9 protein-coding genes and 1 pseudogene are annotated in these 18,331 nt (G+C 70.4%); 5 read left to right on the forward strand and 5 right to left on the reverse strand.

Features of this window, described 5'->3' with window-relative positions:
• Positions 1 to 149: 149 nt before the first annotated feature.
• Positions 150 to 1,373: an acyl-CoA dehydrogenase gene (locus tag ACX9MO_RS04050; RefSeq protein ID WP_222491973.1), complete on the reverse strand. Its 1,224-nt coding sequence runs from the start codon at positions 1,371 to 1,373 to the stop codon at positions 150 to 152.
• 108 nt (positions 1,374 to 1,481) lie between these two features.
• Here ACX9MO_RS04050 and ACX9MO_RS04055 point away from each other — a divergent pair, with 108 nt between their 5' ends.
• From ACX9MO_RS04055 to ACX9MO_RS04075, 5 genes are all read left to right on the forward strand, one after another.
• The gene (locus tag ACX9MO_RS04055) at positions 1,482 to 2,381 is read left to right on the forward strand and encodes a LysR substrate-binding domain-containing protein (protein WP_462213615.1); all 900 of its coding nucleotides are present in this window, start codon (positions 1,482 to 1,484) and stop codon (positions 2,379 to 2,381) included.
• Between the two features lie 139 nt (positions 2,382 to 2,520).
• A complete protein-coding gene (locus tag ACX9MO_RS04060; RefSeq protein WP_462213616.1) occupies positions 2,521 to 4,152 on the forward strand; it encodes a S8 family peptidase in 1,632 nt (543 codons plus the stop codon).
• Between the two features lie 3 nt (positions 4,153 to 4,155).
• Positions 4,156 to 5,934: a S1 family peptidase gene (locus ACX9MO_RS04065; protein WP_462213617.1), complete on the forward strand. Its 1,779-nt coding sequence runs from the start codon at positions 4,156 to 4,158 to the stop codon at positions 5,932 to 5,934.
• Positions 5,931 to 9,191, forward strand: coding sequence for an AAA family ATPase (locus ACX9MO_RS04070; RefSeq protein ID WP_462213618.1), 3,261 nt, complete (start codon positions 5,931 to 5,933; stop codon positions 9,189 to 9,191). The genes ACX9MO_RS04065 and ACX9MO_RS04070 overlap by 4 nt, the downstream gene beginning before the upstream one ends.
• 51 nt (positions 9,192 to 9,242) lie before the next feature.
• Entirely contained in the window at positions 9,243 to 11,237 is a 1,995-nt protein-coding gene (locus tag ACX9MO_RS04075) for a DNA/RNA non-specific endonuclease (protein ID WP_462213619.1), read from the forward strand.
• A 152-nt stretch (positions 11,238 to 11,389) separates the two neighbouring features.
• On the opposite strand, the gene ACX9MO_RS04080 is transcribed toward ACX9MO_RS04075, so the two are convergent.
• The 4 genes and pseudogenes from ACX9MO_RS04080 to ACX9MO_RS04095 form a co-directional block, all read right to left on the reverse strand.
• Complete coding sequence (locus ACX9MO_RS04080; protein ID WP_462213620.1) at positions 11,390 to 12,376, reverse strand: glycosyl transferase family protein; 987 nt, start codon at positions 12,374 to 12,376, stop codon at positions 11,390 to 11,392.
• The gene (locus tag ACX9MO_RS04085) at positions 12,373 to 15,018 is read right to left on the reverse strand and encodes a nitrate reductase (RefSeq protein ID WP_462213621.1); all 2,646 of its coding nucleotides are present in this window, start codon (positions 15,016 to 15,018) and stop codon (positions 12,373 to 12,375) included. Before ACX9MO_RS04085 ends, ACX9MO_RS04080 begins: the two co-directional genes overlap by 4 nt.
• A 70-nt stretch (positions 15,019 to 15,088) precedes the next feature.
• Positions 15,089 to 16,381: pseudogene (locus ACX9MO_RS04090) on the reverse strand (NAD(P)/FAD-dependent oxidoreductase); the annotation flags it as partial.
• A 247-nt stretch (positions 16,382 to 16,628) separates the two neighbouring features.
• A complete protein-coding gene (locus ACX9MO_RS04095; RefSeq protein WP_462213622.1) occupies positions 16,629 to 18,329 on the reverse strand; it encodes an ABC transporter ATP-binding protein in 1,701 nt (566 codons plus the stop codon).
• Positions 18,330 to 18,331 lie beyond the last annotated feature (2 nt).

Consider the following 18,331-nt stretch of genomic DNA (forward strand, 5'->3'; position numbering starts at 1 on the left):
TGCCCCCCGCCGCTGACGCGGCTCCCCCCGAGGATACTTGGGAAACGAAAATGAAGAAGGGCGGCCCGGAGATCGGAGCCGCCCTTTTCATGTTCCTGGCCTGGGTGTCCCCGCCGGAGGCATCCGACGGGGAGGCAGGCGATGTGGCCTCAGAAGAAGGCCTGCAGCCCGGTCTGGGCGCGGCCCAGGATCAGCGCGTGCACGTCGTGGGTGCCCTCGTAGGTGTTCACCGTCTCGAGGTTCTGGGCGTGGCGCATGACCTTGTACTCGATCTGGATGCCGTTGCCGCCGTGCATGTCACGGGCCATCCGCGCGATGTCGAGCGCCTTGCCGCAGTTGTTGCGCTTGATCAGCGAGACCATCTCGGGGGCGGCGCGGGCTTCGTCGAAGAGACGGCCGACCCGCAGGGCGGCCTGAAGGCCCAGGGTGATCTCGGTCTGCATGTCCGCCAGTTTCTTCTGGTAGAGCTGCATGCCGGCGAGCGGCTTGCCGAACTGGGTCCGGTCGAGGCCGTACTGACGGCCCTGCAGCCAGCAGTCCTCGGCGGCGCCCATGACGCCCCAGGCGATGCCGTAGCGGGCGCGGTTCAGACAGCCGAAGGGACCTTTCAGGCCCGAGACATGGGGCAGCAGCGCATCTTCGCCCACTTCCACGTTGTCCATCACGATCTCGCCGGTGATCGAGGCGCGCAGGGACAGCTTGCCGCCGATCTTGGGCGCGGTCAGGCCCTTCATGCCCTTCTCGAGGACGAAGCCGCGGATCGCGCCGTCATGGGCTTCGGACTTGGCCCAGACCACGAAGACATCCGCGATCGGCGCGTTCGAGATCCACATCTTGGAGCCCACGAGGCGGTAGCCGCCCTCGGTCTTGTAGGCGCGGGTCTTCATGCCCGCCGGGTCGGAGCCCGCGTCCGGTTCGGTCAGGCCGAAGCAGCCGATGAACTCACCCGAAGCGAGTTTCGGCAGGTATTTCATGCGCTGCTCTTCAGTGCCGTAGGCGTAGATCGGGTACATCACCAGCGAGGATTGCACCGAGGCCATCGAGCGGAAGCCCGAGTCGACACGCTCGATCTCGCGGGCGACGAGGCCGTAGGCCACGTAGCCGGCGCCGAGCCCGCCGTATTGTTCCGGCACGGTCACGCCGAGCAGGCCCGCCTCACCCATCGCCTGGAAGATGGAGGGATCGACGCCTTCGTCCTCGTACATCTTCTCGACCTTGGGGGCGAGTTCGGCCTGCGCGAAGGCGTGGGCGCTGTCTGCGATCATGCGCTCTTCTTCTTCCAGCTGATCGCGCAGCAGGAAGGGGTCCTCCCACGAGAAGGAGCTCATGTTGGGGCGGTCCTTGTCCTTCAGGACGGGTTTCTGGACGTTCATCGTGCATCTCCACTTGCAGGAATTGCCCGGACCCTAGCCAAAACGCCGCAGTTTGGCTAACGAGATATTCGTGATGGATCATGAGTTTTTCGCATAAGGCCCTCTGACATGCGCAAGTCCTACATCCCCTCCGTCTCCGAGCTTGAGGCGTTTTGTTCATGCGCCCGCATCGGCACCACCACCGGGGCGGCCCGGGATCTGGGCCTGACGCAGAGCGCGGTGAGCCGCTCCATCGGTACGCTGGAGGACCGTCTGGGCGTGGCGCTCTTCCACCGGGTGCGGCAGCGGCTGGCCCTGTCCGACGCCGGGCGGGCCTTCCAGAGGGACGCGGAAAACCTGCTGGCGCGGCTCAACGAGGCGGCGGTGAGCGTGATGGCGTTCGGCGGACAAAGCGCGGTCCTGCGCATTGCAGTGTTGCCCACCTTCGGGCGCAGTTGGCTGATCCCGCGGATGAGCGCCTTCCAGTCCACCCTGCCCGGCGCGACCTTCGACATGGCCGCCCGGCTGGGGCGCGTGGACTTCGAGGCGGAGCCCTTCGACCTCGCCATCCAGCGCTCCACCCACCGGGCGCGGGGGGCGCATCACCTGCACCTGCTGGACGAAACCCTGATCGTCGTGGCCGCGCCCACGCTGATCGGCCCCCGGCAACGGCTGAGCGACGATGACCTTCTCTCATTGCCCCTGCTCCAGCAGTCCACCCGGCCCACGCTCTGGCCCGACTGGTTCCGCCATGCGCGGCTCGATCCGCGCCGCACCTTGCGGGGCGCCCGCTTCGATCACTTCGACATGGTGCTGGATGCCGCCATCGCCGGTCTGGGCGTGGCGCTGGTGCCCGAGATCCTTGCCCGCGCGCCGCTGCGCAGCGGCCGCCTGCGCCGCGCCTCGGACCGGGAGATGGAGAGCGGCGAGGCCTATACGCTGATCTACCCGGAGCGCAGCCTCGCCCTGCCCGCCTTCGCCCGGTTCCGGGACTGGCTGAGCGCCGAGATCGCCGAAATCTGGGCCTGATCCCGCCGCCCTCCGGGCGCCGGACCACGGCGGGGTGGGGAATTCCGGACTGACACGCAACCCAGAATTGTGCTCTGATGCGACTCATATTGCATGAAGTCGTTTTCACAGTCGTTTCCCGGTTCCGGAGGAGAGTCCGATGCCAACCGAAGCCTTTTCCACGCTCCAGCGCCTGCCCGACCTCGCGGCAGACGAGAGCCTGATCGTCGAGCTTGTCTTCGACGCCCCCCGCCCCCCGCAGGACCTCGCCGCCGCGCTGACGGCGCTGCTGCCCGAGGCCGCGCCTCTTGTCACACCCGCCTTCGAGGCCGAGGCCGACCGGTTCTTCTTCGTCACCTTCCCCGGCATTCCCGCCGAAGGACAGGAGCCCCGGGTCTTTGCCTTTGCCCGCGCCCTGAAGGAGGCGCTCGGGGCCAGCGACGCCAACCCGGTGCTGCGGGATTCGCTCTACGGTGCAGCCGCCGTTGGGGATGGCACCGCCGAGAGCCTCTCGCTCTGCGAGACGAAGCGCACGGACATCCGGCCCTTCGGCTGGGTCCATCCGGTGATCCGCACGCCGCAGGCCTGGACGCTGAGCCGGGGACAGGGAGCGACCGTGGCCGTGATCGACACCGGCCATTCCACCCATCAGGAGCTCTGGGACGTGATCCGCAATGCGGGTCAGAAGAACTATGTCGAGGGCGGCACCGATGCCTCGGACCGCTTCGTGACCGGGTTCATGAAGCATCCCGGCCATGGCACCCTCGTCTGTTCCGTGATTGCCAGCCGGGGCACCGCCGACGCCAGCGGCGAGACCGGCGGCCATGGCGCCATCACCGGGGCCGCGCCGGAGGCCAAGGTCCTGCCGATCCGGGCGATCAAGTCGGTGGTGAACTTCAACCAGACGACGATCGGCCCCGCCATCGCCCATGCGGTGGCCCAGGGGGCCGATGTCATCGCCATGGCGCTTGGCGGGCCGACCCGGGTGGCCGCGACGGAGAAGGCCCTGCGGGACGCGGTGGCGGCGGGCGTGGTGATCTGCTGCGCCGCGGGCAACTGCTGGCCCTGGGTGGTCTTCCCGGCCGCCTATGCGCCGCAGGGCATCTGCACCGCCGTGGCCGCGCTGACCCAGTCGCTCACGCCCTGGGGCAAGACCGGCAGCGGGCCTGCCGTCACCCTCTCCGCCCCCGGGGAAAACGTCTGGGGCGCGGCCAAGAACGCGGTCTCCGACCCGGACAACGGCATCCGCGCGGCACAGGGCACGACGCTGGCCACCTCGCTGACGGCGGGCTGTGCGGCGCTCTGGGTGGCACGGCACGGCGGACGGGCGGCGCTGAAGGCCAAGGCCGATGCGGCGGGCACCACGGTGCAGGCGATGTTCGTGCACTGCGCCACCCATGGCATGGTGAAGCCCCCGGTCTGGAACGGCAGCGGCGCGCTTGGCGCGGGCGTGCTGGATGCGGAGCGGCTGCTGAACGCCGCCCTGCCCACCGCCGCCACCGGGCACGAGGCGGTCACGCCGCCCGTGGCAGCGGGCGTCCAGAGCACCGACATGGTGCTGCAGGAACACCTGGCCGCCAACGCGCCACAGGCCCTCGACGACTACGGCCCCGACCTGGCCGACTATGCGCCCGAGATGCTGTGGCTCTCCTACCGCCATGGCGCCCGGGCCCGCGCGGCCGAGGCCGGCGCCACCACCGAGGCGATCTTGAAACCCGACCCTGCCAGCCCCGGGCTGAGCGCCCGGCTGGCGGCGCGGCCCGCGCTCTCCGGTCATCTCGGCGTCTTCTGAGCCATGACCTCGGGGCTGACACAGGCGGCGCTGCAGCCGGTGATCGACACCCGCCCCGAGCTGGTGGAACAGGCGCTGCGCGTCACCTACGACGATCCGCAGGTGATCCAGGACCTCGCCACCCTGCGCGCCACGGCCGAGATCTTCGGCACCCCGCTGGCCGAGCTGCTGATCCGCTACCTCGAGAGGGACGCGCTGACCCACAAGTTCGCCGCCGTGCTCCTGCGCGACGGGATCGACCTGCCCGACGGTGCCCTGCCGCCACAGCCCGACTGGGCGCAGGCCATGGGGGCCTTCGGCGCCGTCACAGGGCCCGGCTTCGACGAAGAGGCGCTCGCCGTCTTTGCCCGGCGCAGCCGCGCCTTTCGCTGCCGGATCAGCGTGGACGGCACGGTCACCGGCAGCGGGGTGCTGATCTCGCCCCGGCTGGTGCTGACCGCGGCCCATGTGCTGACCGGGGCCGAGGGCCAGCCGATCCGCGTCCATGCCGCCGACGGCCAGAGCTACCCGGCCCGGCGGCGGTTCTGCCTGCCGCCGCACCCGGACGAGGAACGCGGCCTGCTGCCCCCCGAGGGCGCCGCATTGACCCATCCGGATGTCGCGCTCCTGCGGCTCGACCGGCCGCTGGGGCATCTCTTCGGGCGGGTCGACCTCGGCCGGCTGGCAGAGGTCGCACCGGGCACCCACCGCTTCGTCCTCGTGCATTTTCCCGCCGGGGCCGAGGCCGGGATCGAATTCGGCCGCATGGTGCGGACCAGTCCGCAGGACCTCCGCCTCAAGCATGACGCGCCCTCGGCCAAGGGCTCCTCGGGCGGGGCGGGCTTTGACCGGGCCTTCCGCTTCGTGGGGCTGCATCAGGGCAAGTGGGACAACAACCGCCGTCTCGTGCCGCACGAGCAATTCGTCTCCAACGCCGAGTTCGCCAGCCAGCTGCAGCACGACAGCCAGCCGCGCTACCCGTGGTCGCACGACGGCTCGCTCGACGGTCATATCCTGATCGGGCGGTCGGATTTCTTCGACGGGATCGCGGCGCTCGTCACCGGCGAGGCCGAGATGCTGCGCGGCCTGTGGATCCGCAGGCTCGACGCCGGGCAGTCTGCGGGCATCAGCTTCTCCTACCCGGTGCTGCAATTCTACCTGCGCCAGATGGCGGCCCCGGACGAAACCCATCGCATCGCCCCCGAGGACGGCGGCGACGACCTGCTGGGCCTCGTCTCGGACACCGTGCTTGGGGCTGCGGCCCGGCCCGCCGCGCAGCCGGGGGTCGCGCCCGGGCAGACCACCGACATCGCCGTGCTGCAGGATCAGGCCCGTCAGCTCGCCGCCGCGCTGCAGGACCGGGCGGAGACCACGGGCCGCCCGGTCTGGCTCTTCATCGAGACCTCCGACAGCGACCCGCCCCGGGCGCTGCAAATGCACCTCGAACACCTGATCGCCGCCTGCGCCCCGCAGGGCCTGATCCGCATCGTTCTGGCGGGCTTCGAGGGCGTCGCGCTGACCTCGAACCTCGTGGCCTCCCTCGGCGAGGCCCGCAGCGCCCGCCGCCCCTGCCTGATGCGCGAGATCCTGGGTCCGTTCACCCGGGCCGAGGTGGTCTTCACCCTGACCGAGATGGCCCGCGACCTCGCCCTCGGCTGGGACCGCACCACGATCGAGGACCACGCGAGCGCGGTTCTCGCAGGCCTCGCGGCGCCCGCCGGGCGCTACGACGGCAGCCAGATCGGCGAAGTGGCACGACGCCTGCGCAAGCGGGTGCGCGAAGCGCGGGGGGACTGGACATGAAATCACCCGACCCCGAGACGCTCGACGATGCCACGCCGCTGCTCGACTGGGCGGCGCTGCAGGGCGAGTTCAGCCCGCGCGAGGCGCTCACCGCCACCGGCACCGCGCTGATCGACCCCTTCAAGGTGGCCGGTCTCCTCTCTGTCCTGCGGGCCGCCTGCACGCTGCGCATCGAGGCGGGCCACGAACTCTGGCTGATGCGGGCCCGTCCCCGCCGCGCCCAGCTGGCCGGGATGGACCGGGCGCGGCTGACCGGCGCCACCCCGATCGAGGAGGCCCTGCTGGGCCGCGGCGCCTTCGCCCCGGAGAGCGTGGCGCGCGAGATGGCCGAGGGCACCGATCCCGCGGCGCTGGACGCGCTTGTCGTGCCGCTTGCGCGGGCCGGGGTTCTGGCGCCCGCCGCCGCCCTGCTGCCGGGCCTGCGCGCGCGGCTCAATGCCCTGCAAGGCGTCGCGCGCAACGATGCGCAGCTGGCCTCCGGCTTCTACGGGCGCGAGGCGGAGCTGCGGCGCATGGCCGACTGGATCAAGGCCCCGCTCGAAAAGCCCCCGGCGCGGGCGCTCCATGTCTCGGGCCTGCCCGGCATCGGCAAGAGCTTCCTGCTGGAGAAGGTCATCCAGACCGCGCGACTGGAGCTCTCCCCGCTCCTTCTGCGGCTCGACTTCGACCGGGGCGGGCTCGACATCCTCGACCAGCACGCCTTCTTCGAGGAGATCTCGCGCCAGCTGGCCGATGCCCTGCCGGACCGCGCCGCCACATTGCAGGACCTGCGCCGCCAGAGCGCCGAAGAGGCCGCCGCCACCCGGGGCCGGGGTGCCACGCGGTCGCGCCCCGAGGCGCTGCTGCGCGGGATGGGCGCGGCGGTGGGCGACAGTGGCCGCCTCCTGCTGGTGGTGATCGACACGCTGGAGGTGCTGCGTTCACGCGGGGAAACCCATGTGCTCACGCTCTTCGATCACCTCGACCTCATGCTGCGCCACGGGATGCAGCCGATGGCGGTGATCTCGGCCGGTCGGGGCGATGCCCTCGACCCTGCGCCGGATCGGCGCGCGCACCATCTCGCGCTGCGCGGGCTGGAGGAAGGCGCCGCCCGCGCCCTGTTGCGCCGCACCGATCTCTCCCCGGAGGCCACCGAGCGGGTGCTTGCCCTCGCCGGGGGCAATCCGCTGCTGCTGCGACTGGCCGCGACGGCGCTGGAGCGCGACAGCTCCCTCTCCCTCGTCCCCACGCCGCCGGGCATTGCACCGGGCGATGACATCGCCGTTGCGGGTTACCTCTACCGCGCGATCCTCTCGCGGGTGCCCGACACCCTGCGGCAGGTCGCGAACGAGGGGCTGATCCTGCGGCGCATCAATGCCGAAACCCTGCAGGAGATCGTGGCCCCCGCCCTTGGCCTCGACCTGAGCCGCGAGGGGCCCGAGGCCCTGTTGCAGGAGCTGGCCGCGCATCACTGGCTGGTGGACGAGGCCGGCGGCTGGCTGCAGCACCGCGCCGATGTGCGCCGCGCCTTCCTGCCGCTGATCTATGCCGAGCGCGACCGCGCCACCGCCGCCATCAACGCCGCCGCTGCCGCATGGTTCGCCGGGCACGACCCGGCGGAGGCACTCTATCACCGGCTGCAGATGACCCGCGACGGCGCGCCCCTGCCCGACCTGCCGGCAGAGGTCGTGCAGGGCTTCACCGAAGACATCCTCGAAGAACTGCCGCCCGCGACCCGCGATGCAGTGCGACAGGCGATGGGGCTGCGCTCCGACTTCGGGCGCGCCAGTGCGCCGCCGGACCTGCCCGCCGACAGCTTTCTGGACGCGGCCCCGCCCCCCGAACCGCCCCCCGAACGCCCCGACAGCGCGACGCCTGCACCCCCCGTTGCACCACCGCCCCCACCGCAGACCTGCCGCGAGACCCGCTTCTACCGCGATCCCCGCAGCGGGCGTATCCGCGCCGCCGCCCCGGGCACGCCGCTGCCCCCCGGCGCCCCGGACGAGCGCGCCGTGCGCGACCTCGCCATGATGCTGATGGACGGCGCGCAGAGGGAGGCGGGATATATCCTCGAGAAGGGGTTCGAGGGCAGCTTCGCCGCCGACTCCCCCGCCGGCCTGACGGCGCTGACCTACCTCTGGCTCTCGGGCCAGTGGGGCGCCGCCCGCCGCCTGCTCGCCGCCCTGCCGGAGACCGGGATCGACCGCCTGCTGCCCCCCAAGGACCCCGAGCACCTGCTGACCGGGCGCGTCCTGCTGGAGATGCTGGCCGAGTTCCGCCCCGCGGCGTTGCAGGCCCGGCTGGCCGCACCCGACCGGCTGTTCCCGCTGCTCGACCTCTATGTCGAGACCCAGCGGCAGGGGCTGGCGGGCGGGGCGCTCGACCTGCTGCTGCTGACCGCCCTGCCCCCCGACATCACCCCGCCCTCCGAGCTGATGCGCAGCGCGGGGCTGATCAGTGATCACCTTGCGGAGTTGCCCTTCGGCATCGACCGGGACGAGGCCCGCGCCATGGTCGAAAGCGAGGCGCGGGCCCGCGTGTCCGGGCTGGCGATGGATCGCGGCCTGCCGGACGATCCGGCCGCGCGCGCGGGCCTGCTGATGCCGCTGACCCCCTACCGGGCCGCCCTGACGGAGCTTGCGATCACGGTCGAGAGCCCGACGCTCGCAGACTGGCTGGGCCAGATCGGCGCGGTCGCGGGCGAGATCGCGGACCGACTCCGGTCGCCCTACGCCCCCGATCCCTCGGCCTTCGGGTCGGTCGGGGGCACGTCCCCGGGCGAGATGGTGGGACGGCTCAATGCCCTCGGCCTCGACGCGGAGTGGTCGACCGGCTTCGCGCTCTACCATGCCCTGCCCGACCTGCCGGTGGTGGCCGGGGCGGCGGAACGCTGGCGGCGCAGCGTGGCCGGGCTCTGGTCCCATGGCGCGGCACCCGCCGCGTGGCACGGGCCCGCGGCCGATCACGTCAGCGCCGCCCGTCTCGCCCGGCACCTTGCCGCCCCCCGGCCCGAGGAGAGCGCCCGCGCCGCGCTCCTCCTCTGGGACGCGCCTGCGGCCCCGCCATTGCATCCTTCGCCCGAACTGCTGCGCCGCCATGCCCGCCGGTCGCGGCGGGCGCTGCACCGCCGGGCCCCGGAGGCCACGCCGGAGGCCGCGGGCCTCGCCGCCCTCGCCGCCTTCCTCAAGGCGGGCGTGCCCGGCGATCAGGCCGCCGCCCTTGCCGCGCTGACGGCCAGCGGCACCGAACTTTCGAGGATTTTCCCCACCATACCTTAGACCAGTGCCTTTTATACCCGGGCCCCGCCCGGACCCTTCGGAGGACCCCAGATGCCAGACCCAGCCTTTCAGGAAAGCATTTCCCGCCTCGCCCGCCTCTCTGCCAAGGGGGCCTTCGATCAGGCCGCGGCCGCGCTCGACCGCGACCTGCCGTTGCTGAAGGAACTGAACCTCGATCCCGACCGCATCCGCAGCGCGCTCGACACGGCCCCGGATCAGCTGGAAAGCGCGGGGCTGATGCCCCCCACAGCGCTGGAAGCGATCGTGAAGATCACCGGACGCCCGCCGCTGATGGTGCAGAACGGCACCGTCGTGGGCGCCACCACGCTGGCCGGGCCCGGCAGCGACTTTCCCGCCGATATCGACCTGAGGATCGCGGCGGTGGAGCCGCGCATCGCCGCCGTCGGGCGGATCGAGTTTGCCAACCACGATCAGAGCTGGGGCGGCACCGGCTGGGTGATCGGCACCGACGGGCCGGACGCCCTGCTGATCGTGACCAACCGCCACGTGGCCAAGCTGGTCGCCCGGCGCAGCTGGACCGGGGCGGGCGTGTTTCTCTACAACCCCTTCAGCCACGCGCGCTACGGCGCCTTCATCGACTTCGGCGAGGAGGAGGGCGTGACGGCGAACCCCGCACTGCTGTGCCCCGTCGAGCGGTTCACCTACATCGCCGAGGACATGGCCGCCGACGTGGCCCTAGCCCGCATCGCGCTGCCCGCAGGCGACGGTGCAGCACCGCCGGAGCCGATCCCGCTGGCTGCCACGCCGGGCGCGGCGGAGGAATGGGTTGCCACCGTGGGTTACCCGGCGGCCGATCCCTACCGCAACAACGTCACCTACATGGAGCGATACTTCCAGGGGCTCTACGACGTGAAGCGCTTCTCGCCCGGCAAGCTGATGGTCGCGCCGGGGCTCTCCGTGCTCAGCCATGATTGCACCACGCTGGGGGGCAACTCCGGCTCGCCGCTGATCTCGCTGGAGCAGAAGGCGGCGGTGGGGCTGCATTTCGCGGGCCGGTACGGCGAGGGCAACAGCGCCGTGCCCGCCGCCACGCTGACCGCCCTGCTGGACGAGATGGCGGGTGGACAGGTTCCCGGCACCGCCCTGCCCGAGGCCCCCCCGGCCGAGGAGGAGGAAGCCGGCCAGCGGCATGACGCCGCCTTCTTTGCCGGGCGCACCGGCTATGACCCGGCGTTCCTCGCCGTGGCGCCGGTGCCGCTCCCGGGCGTGCCGCCCGTGCTGAACCTCGCCCGGCCCGAGGACGCCACCGATGACCGCCCGCATGAGCTGCGCTACCAGCATTTCTCGGTGCTGCACTCACTCACCAGACGGATGCCCGTCCTCGCCGCGCTGAACATCGACGGCGAGAAGACCCGCGCGATCAAGCGGTCGAATTCCTACTGGTGGAAGGATGCCCGCATTCCCTACGGCGTGCAGCTGGGGGCCAGCGACTATGGCGGCAGCGGCTTCGACCGGGGCCACCTGGTGCGCCGCGCCGCGACCAACTGGGGCGCAACGGACGAGGAGGCGATGCGCGCCAACCTCGACAGTTTCCACTACACCAACGCGGCCCCGCAGCTGCCCGGCATGAACCGGGAGCCCGAGATGTGGCTGGGGCTGGAGGATTACATCCTCGAAAGCACCCGCACCTTCGGCTTCCGCGCCTGTGTGCTCTCCGGCCCTGTCCTGTCAGAGGCGGACGCACTGATCCCCGAGCTTGGCGTGCCGCTGCCTCTGGCCTTCTGGAAGGTGGTCGCCATGCTGGCCGAGGACCGCGACGAGGTGATCCGGCTGCATTGCACCGCCTACCTGCTGAGCCAGGAGCAGCTGGTGCGCGACTACCTGCAGGACCGGGGCCGCAGCGAAGCGGTGGAGGGCTTTGCCTTTGCGGGCTACCGGACGTTCCAGCTGCGGCTGCGTGACCTCGCGCAGCTCACCGGGCTCGACTTCGGCCCGCTGGTGGCGGCGGATGCGCTGGATAAAACGGACGAGGCCCCCGACCGGCCGCTGATCCCCCTCGCGGGGCTGGAGGCGATCGTACTCTAGCCGGCGCCCGGGCGACGGCCCAGTTGCCGACTCAGACAACGGCTCAGTGGATGGCTCGGGCGGTCAGCCAGACGGCCGCCCGGACTGGCGCTCGAACCGGGGCTCGCATGATCGTTCAGACGAGCCCTCATATTGGCGGTTAGGGCTGGCGCTCACACCGGTGCCAGCACCTCCCGGTCGGCCCAGAGAACCTCGGCCATGACCTGCGCCTGTTCGAGGCAGGGCGTCTTGCCCGCGGTCAGCAGCGCGAGCGCGGCGGTGCCGGTGATGATGCCGGTGACGAAGGGATCGCTATAGGTCCCGTTCCACGTGGCGATCAGCATCTCCGGGTCCTCGGTCGTCTCGCTCAGTCGACGGGTCTCATCCAGCAGCGCGGGCGCGGTGCCCTCCCAGGGGGTACCGTCGCGCAGCCCGTGCAGCGGCACGGGCTTGGCAGGGTTGCGCTCGAACTCGCCACCGCCCCCCTTGAGGACGGTCTGGTTCGGCTGGCCCAGCAGGTGCGCGGCCTCGGCCTGAAGGGTCAGGAACGGCGGGTGGAAGACCCCCTGCAGCGAGACCGGCGCATTGGCCGGGTTCAGCAGCCGCAGCGCGGTGTTCACCGGCGAGCGCAGGCCCAGCACCTCGCGCAGGCGCAGCAGGTCGAAGCTGCGCGGGGCGGCGGTCTCCGTCGGCAGGTAGGCGATGCCGGAAGTCTCCAGCGCGGCCTTCAGCGCCTCGGGCGTGCCGGCCACGGGAATGTTGAGCGCCGGCAGCGCCTCGCGGACCGAGGCATGGCTGCCCTGGTGCGAGTTCCAGCCGTGCAGCAGCACCGGCCCGGTCGCCTTGGCCACCAGCTTGGCTGCCAGCAGGAACCACGGCAGGCCGCGCGTGCGCCCCGCCGCATAGGACGGCCAGTCCACCGCCACGGGCAGATCGGCATAGGCCCTGCATTCGCGCCGCATGGCCGAGACGAAGCCCGCCAGTTCCTCGGCGTTCTCGCCGCGGTAGCGCATCAGCATCAGCATCGCCCCCACCGCCTCGCGCGAGACATCGCCCTGCAGGATCAGAGTCATCGCGGTTTCCGCCTCGCCCCGGGTCAGGTTGCGCGAGCGGCCGGGGCCGCGGGCCAGGATCCGGACGTAGGGGGCGAGCAGTGTCATTCAGCAGCGACCTTCGAGGTATTGGACATGGCGTCGATCAGGGCCTGTAGCTCAGGCTTGCAGGAGCCGCAATTGGTTCCGGCACAGGTGGCCCGACCCAGCTTCTCGACGGTGTCCGCCCCGCCTGCAACGGCGGCACGCAGGGTGTTCACGCCGACAGTATAGCACGAACAGACCGTCGCGCCCGGATCAGGACGATCCGCGCCCGGACGCCCGGCGAGGGCCTCCACGGCGGCGACCTTGGTGCCGATCATCTCGACCGCGTGGCGGCGGGCGACCTCGACGGGCCGTGTCGCCGCGAAGAAGAGACCCTGCAGCACACCCGCCTCGTCGTGGATCGCCACCCGGACAGTGCCCTTGCGCGGGTCCTCCAGCAGGCTGGCGGTGCCGGTCTCGAGGCCCAGCGTGTAGCGCGCCTCAGCCTCCCAGTCGCGCGGCGCACGCAGCCCCGCCAGTTCCGCCGACCAGCCGGTCGCGGTGCGGGCCACGCTCCAGTACGGCCGGGCCGAGCGGCAGGTCGCCGAGGAGGCCGCGAAGCCGTACCAGGAGGCTGAGAAGAGCGCGACGTCCACGCGGCCCTGTTTCGAGGCAGGCTGCCCCGAGACCGGATCGGTCACCTCCTGCACCAGCGGCCCGACGCGGCCTGCGGCCCCGGTGGCCAGCGTCCAGTGGATCGGCACGAAGACCGATCCGCGCGCCGCGCGATCCGTGATCAGCACCCGCAGGATCGCCTCGCCGGTGTCCGAGGTCAGCCGCGCGAGGTCCGCCGGGCCGAGGCCCTGCGCCTTGGCATCCTCGGGGTGGATTTCCACGAAGGGTTCGCCCAGGTGCTGCGACAGCCGGGCCGAGCGCCCGGTGCGCGTCATCGTGTGCCACTGGTCGCGGATGCGGCCGCTGTTCAGGTGGAAGCCGCGCGGCAGGTCCTGCACCGCGGGGGCCGCCACGGGCAGCATCCGGGCCCGCTTGTCGGCGTGGTAGAACTGCCCGTCCGCGAAGAAGCGCCCGCCCTCGGCGCCGGGCTCCGCCACCGGCCAGCGGATGGGCTGGAAGGCGTCGTAGGCGGCGTCAGTGATGTCCTTCAGCCCCGAGATGTCGAAGTCGCGGTCGAAGCGCTTCCCCAGACCCGAGAGCGCGGCATACTCACGGAAGATATCGGCGGCGCTGCCATAGGCGAAGTGATCGCCCCAACCCATGCGGTCTGCCACCTGCGCGATGATCTGCCAGTCGGCCCGCGCCTGCCCCGGCGCGGGCAGCAGCGCCCGCTGGCGCGAGATCATCCGCTCGGAGTTGGTCACCGTGCCCGATTTCTCGCCCCAGGCGAGCGCAGGCAGCACAAGGTCCGCCAGCCGCGTCGTGTCGGTTTCGGCCAGCACGTCCGAGACGACCACGAAGGGCACGCGTGCGATGGCCTGGCTCACCGCTTCGGCATCGGGCAGCGAAACGGCGGGGTTGGTCCCCATGATCCAGAGCGCCTTGATCCTGCCCTCGCCGCAGGCGCGGAACAGGTCCACCGCCTTGAGGCCTGCGTGATCGCAGATGCGCGGGCTGCCCCAGGCCTCCTGCACCGCATCGCGGTGCGCAGCGTTCTCGATATCAAGGTGACAGGCCAGCATGTTCGCAAGGCCCCCGACCTCGCGGCCTCCCATTGCGTTCGGCTGGCCTGTCACGCTGAACGGGCCCATGCCGGGCCGTCCGATCCGGCCGGTGGCCAGATGACAATTCAGGATGGCATTCACCTTGTCCGCCCCGCAGGAGGACTGGTTCACGCCCTGCGAATACATGGTCACGACCTTCTCGGTCCCGATCCAGAGGTCATAGAACTGGGCAAGATCCTCGGCGCTCAGCCCGCTTTCGGCGGGATCGCCCGCCTGTGCGGTGGCGATGGCCTGCCCTGCCCCGCTGACATGGGCGTCGATCCAGTCGCGATCCTCGGCCCCGCGGTCCACGATCTGCGCCAGAAGCCCGTTGAAGAGCGCCACGTCCCCGTCGGGCCGCACCGAGAGGTGCAGATCCGCGATGTCGGAGGTCGCCGTGCGGCGCGGGTCGATGTTCACGACCTTCAGCGCCGGGTTCATCTTCTTGGCCGACACGAGGCGCTGGTAAAGCACCGGGTGGCACCACGCGAGGTTCGAACCCACCAACACCACGAGGTCGGCCTCTTCGAGGTCCTCGTAGGTGCCGGGCACGGTGTCGGTGCCGAAGGCGCGCTTGTGGCCCGCCACCGACGAGGCCATGCAGAGCCGCGAGTTGGTGTCGATATTGGCCGAGCCGAGGTAGCCCTTCATCAGCTTGTTGGCGACGTAGTAATCCTCGGTCAGGATCTGGCCCGAGACGTAGAAGGCCACGCTGTCGGGCCCGTGTTCATCCACCGCTTCGAGGAACTTCGCCGCCACGAGGTCGAGCGCATCATCCCACTTGATGCGGCTGCCACGGAAGACCGGATCCAGTGCGCGGCCTTCGAGCGAGACGGTCTCCCCCAGGGCCGAGCCCTTGGAGCAGAGCCGCCCGAGGTTCGCCGGATGCGCGGTGTCGCCCTTGACGGACAGCCCGCCGCGCCCGTCCGGCGTGGCAAGGACACCGCAGCCGGTGCCGCAATAGGGACAGGTGGTGCAGATGGTCTTGGCGCCGATTGTCTGAGCCATGTCAGGCCCTCCCTGCGAGCGTGTCAGCCAGCCAGCGGTAGCGGTTGCCGGCCATGTCGATCTTCTGGGTCATGCCGTTGCGGCCCTGCGTCCGGTCCTTAGCCGGAGAGGCTGCAACGGCCCCCATAGGGTCCAGAGGGTGCCCCCCGCAGAAATCGGGCCCGAATATGAGCATGTCGCGCCTGTCGCCTATGGGCTTCTTGTCGCGGATCAGGGCCATGAACCACGTCGCATCCGACGTGTCGCCGTAGAAGACCGCGCCGATGAGCCGGTCGCCCTCCAGCACGAGGCGGCGGTAGATGCCGCGCGCCGGGTCGCGGAAGACGATGTCCTCGCGCCCCTCTCCCGCTGCAAAGTCGCCCGCCGAGAAGAGATCGCAGCCGGTGACCTTCAGCTTGGTCGAAAGCTCCTGCGGCACGAAATGCGCCACCGCACCGGTCAGCGTCGCCGCCACCACCTTGGCCTGGTCATAGAGCGGTGCCACGAGGCCGAAGAGCTGGCCGTCATGCTCCACGCATTCGCCAAGCGCGAGGATGTCCGGGTCCGAGGTCACCATGTGATCATCCACGATGACGGCCCGGTTCACTTCCAGCCCGGCGGCCTTGGCGAGCGCCGCGTTGGGCCGGATGCCCACTGCCATCACCAGCAGGTCGCAGGGCAGGATGCGCCCGTCGTCCAGCCGCAGGCCGGCGACATGGCCATTGTCACCCACGATCTCCTTGGAGTTCGCCCCGCAGAGCACGCGGATGCCGCGCTGCTCCAGCGCCGTCTTCAGCAGCGCACCCACAGCTTCGTCCAGCTGACGCTCCATCAGGTGGCCCATGATGTGGACCACGGTCACGTCGATGCCGCGCGCCGCCATACCGGCGGCGGCCTCCAGCCCCAGGAGGCCACCGCCGATGACGACCGCCCTCGGCGTACGCTCGGGCCCCACCCCGGCGCCAAGGTCGATCATTCTGTGGGTGTCTTCGAGATCGCGGTAAGCGATCACGCCCTTCAGGTCATGCCCCGGCAGGGGGATGATGAAGGGGGTCGATCCGGTGGCGATCAGCAGCCGGTCATAGGCCAGCGCCTCACCGGTTTCCGAGATCACCACCTTGGCGGCGCGGTCGATCCGGGCGACCTTCTCGCCGAAGCGGCAGGTCACGCCGTGGCGTTCGTACCAGGCCGCGTCATGGGTCACGATCTCTTCGTAGGTCGTCTCGCCCGCCAGCACGGGGGAGAGCATCAGCCGGTTGTAGGTGCCGCGCGGCTCCGCGTTGAAGAGCGTCACCTCGTAGGCGCCCGGCGCCGTTTCGAACAGGTGCTCCAGCGCCCGTCCAGAGGCCATGCCGGCCCCGATCACGATCAATTTCTCTGCCATGGGTTCACTCCGCGTGCGGATCACGAGGCGCTCTGGCCGCGTGCCGCCTGGCAAGAAAGCCTCTGGACTGCCTCCCCTTCGTCGGGGTCCCGTCCGCGGGCCATGAGTGTGTAGAGCAGCGCTGCCCCCACGGGGTTACCTTGTCGCGCGACCGAAGCGCCCCGGTCGCGCGGGGCGGGGGAGGACCGACCGGGTGTCAGCGACCCGTGGGTTCCGTCCAGCCCCCTGCCCTTCTCTCGCCTTTTCCTCAGGCGGCGCGCGCCGATTTCGCGGCGGCGGCCTTCTCGGCCTCCTTGCGCGGATCGCGCCCGTGCTCGTACTCCTCGAGGAAGGTCAGGACCTCCTCGCGGTAGTGGTAGTAGTCGGGGTGCGACAGCAGGGCCGAGCGGGTGCGCGGACGCGGCAGGTTCACGTCCACGATCTTGCCGATCGTGGCGCGCGGACCGTTGGTCATCATCACCACGCGGTCGGCCAGCAGGATCGCCTCGTCCACGTCATGGGTGACGCAGACGGCGGTGACCTTGGTCCGGCTCCAGACCTCCATCAGCACCTCCTGCAGTTCCCACCGGGTGAGGCTGTCGAGCATGCCGAAGGGTTCGTCCAGAAGCAGAAGCTTGGGGCTGAGGGCGAAGGCCCGGGCAATGCCCACGCGCTGCTTCATTCCGTTCGAGAGTTCGGAGGCCTGCTTGTCCATAGAATCAGCGAGGCCGACCCGTTCAAGATAATACTCAACGACATCCTGACGTTCCGCCTGAGAGGCTTTCGGATAGACTCGATCGACCCCGACACTGACGTTCTCCTTTGCGGTGAGCCACGGAAACAGGCTGGGCGACTGGAAAACAACGGCGCGTTCAGGATCGGCGCCTTTCACTTCGTACCCGTCGAGCTTGATCACCCCTTTCGAGATGTCGTTCAGCCCGGCGGTCATGGTCAGGACGGTCGACTTGCCACAGCCGGAATGGCCGATCAGCGAGACGAATTCGCCCTTGTTGAGCTTGAGGTTGAAGTCCTCGACCACGGTCAGCGGACCCTTGGGCGTGGGATAGATCTTGTGGAGCTGCGAGAACTCCAGGTACTTCTCCTCAAGCCCGCCCTTGGTGGCCTCGGCCACTGCGGCCGGCACCGTGCTGGCGTGGATCGGCGTCACGTTCGGCAGCACGCGGCTGCCGTCCACGCGGGCCGCGATGCCCACGTCCATCAGGTACTGCGTGACGGCGCCGCGCAGCGTCTTGAAGCCGTCGTGATGGTTCATCTCGGCCCGGTCACGGGGGCGCGGGATGTCCACGACAAAGGGCTCACCCAGGGTGCCGTCCGGGTTCAGCGGAATGATCCGGTCGGCCAGCTGGATGGCTTCGTCGACGTCGTTGGTGATCAGCACAACGGTCTTCTTGTCGGCGTCCCAGATCGCTTCGATCTCGTCCGCGAGGTTGGCGCGCGTCAGAGCGTCGAGCGCGGAGAGCGGCTCGTCCATCAGCAGCACCTCGGGGTTGAGCGCGAGCGCCCGTGCCACGGCAACCCGCTGGCGCATGCCCCCCGACAGTTCCGCCGGGCGCCGGTCGATGGCATGGGACAGGCCCACCATCTTGACGTAATGCGCGACCTTCTCGGCCTTCTCCTTCTTCGAGATCTTCGGGTAGACGGCGTCGATGGCAAGGCCCACGTTGCCGCCCACCGTCAGCCAAGGCATCAGCGAGTAGGACTGGAACACCAACCCCCGCTCAGGCCCCGGGCCGTCGATCTCGGCGCCCTTGAAGGTCACCTGCCCGCGGCAGGGCTTCACCAGCCCCGCCATGAGGTTCATCAGGGTCGACTTGCCCGTGCCGGAGAAGCCGAGGATGGCGAGGAACTCGCCCTCCTTCACGTCGAGCGTGATGTTGTGCAGCACCTCGGTGCGCTCGGTCCCTTCGCCGAAGCCGACGGAGACGTTCTGGAAATTCAGAATACCCATGG

It is taken from the genome of Pseudooceanicola profundus (assembly GCF_054919315.1).

Excerpts from the sequence above, each read along its gene's own strand:
- ACX9MO_RS04075 (WP_462213619.1), top strand. The coding sequence starts at position 9,243 with ATGCCAGACCCAGCCTTTCAGGAAAGCATTTCCCGCCTCGCCCGCCTC.
- ACX9MO_RS04070 (WP_462213618.1), top strand. The coding sequence starts at position 5,931 with ATGAAATCACCCGACCCCGAGACGCTCGACGATGCCACGCCGCTGCTC.
- ACX9MO_RS04060 (WP_462213616.1), top strand. The coding sequence starts at position 2,521 with ATGCCAACCGAAGCCTTTTCCACGCTCCAGCGCCTGCCCGACCTCGCG.
- ACX9MO_RS04085 (WP_462213621.1), bottom strand. The coding sequence starts at position 15,018 with ATGGCTCAGACAATCGGCGCCAAGACCATCTGCACCACCTGTCCCTAT.
- ACX9MO_RS04055 (WP_462213615.1), top strand. The coding sequence starts at position 1,482 with ATGCGCAAGTCCTACATCCCCTCCGTCTCCGAGCTTGAGGCGTTTTGT.
- ACX9MO_RS04065 (WP_462213617.1), top strand. The coding sequence starts at position 4,156 with ATGACCTCGGGGCTGACACAGGCGGCGCTGCAGCCGGTGATCGACACC.
- ACX9MO_RS04050 (WP_222491973.1), bottom strand. The coding sequence starts at position 1,373 with ATGAACGTCCAGAAACCCGTCCTGAAGGACAAGGACCGCCCCAACATG.
- ACX9MO_RS04095 (WP_462213622.1), bottom strand. The coding sequence starts at position 18,329 with ATGGGTATTCTGAATTTCCAGAACGTCTCCGTCGGCTTCGGCGAAGGG.
- ACX9MO_RS04080 (WP_462213620.1), bottom strand. The coding sequence starts at position 12,376 with ATGACACTGCTCGCCCCCTACGTCCGGATCCTGGCCCGCGGCCCCGGC.